This is a genomic window from Corynebacterium tuscaniense, from assembly GCF_008693065.1.
Lineage (GTDB): Bacteria > Actinomycetota > Actinomycetes > Mycobacteriales > Mycobacteriaceae > Corynebacterium > Corynebacterium tuscaniense.
The window spans coordinates 1-889 of sequence record NZ_VXKH01000146.1; the positions used below are offsets into that span (position 1 = coordinate 1).

The window sequence follows — 889 nt, forward strand, 5'->3', positions numbered from 1 at the left end:
CTCGACGGGATGTGCGCGACGTTCGAACCAGGGACCCTCACTGCGCTGGTGGGGTCCTCCGGTTCCGGAAAGTCCACCGTCGCCCGGCTGTTGGCGCGTTTCCACGACCCCGTTGAAGGCTCGGTGCTGCTGGGCGGCGTCGATCTTCGCGACATCGCCGTGCGCGACGTGCACCGCTCGGTGTCGGTGGTGTTCCAAGATCCGCAGTTGTTCACGCTGCCGTTGCGGGAGAACATCCGGCTGGCCAGGAGAGACGCCACCGACGACGAAATCATGGCGGCCGCGAAGCTCGCGAACCTCGATGCGGTCATCGCGGCGCTGCCGAAGGGCCTGGATTCGGTGGTCAACGTCGACGTGACCTTTTCCGGTGGTGAGGCGCAGCGCGTGGCCATCGCGAGGTCGATTGTTACGGACGCGCCGGTGCTCATCTTCGACGAGGCAACCGCTTACGCGGATCCGGCTTCCGAGGCCCTCATCCAGTCCGCAATCGAGCGTTTGGCCCGTTCGCGGACGGTGATTGTGATCGCGCACAGGTTGAGCACGATCCGCAACGCCGACCGCATCCTCGTTCTCGATGGGGGAGCGGTCGCGGAGGCGGGTACCCACGACGAGTTGCTTGCGCGCGGTGGCCGCTACCGGGATTTGTGGCGCGCGTTCGCGCTCGACGACGAACCATCCGCCCCGCGGGGCACTGAATCAGACGATGAAAAGGCGGCAAACCGATGATTCGGGACTTGTGGTCGATGACGGATCGGCGCTCGAGAATGACGCTGGTGTGGCTCATTGCGTTGGCCACGCTTGCCGCGCTGGCCCAGGGAGCGGCGTTCGTCGCGCTGCTGCCGCTGCTGTCGGCTCTGGCCGAGGGAGATGATGCGACGGCGTGGCGTTT

At 66.1% G+C, this 889-nt stretch carries 1 protein-coding gene; it reads left to right on the forward strand.

What is annotated here, in order from left to right:
- Nucleotides 1–726 (forward strand): ABC transporter ATP-binding protein (locus F4V54_RS10945; protein ID WP_150387152.1); only part of this gene is annotated, 726 nt, incomplete at its 5' end.
- Nucleotides 727–889 lie beyond the last annotated feature (163 nt).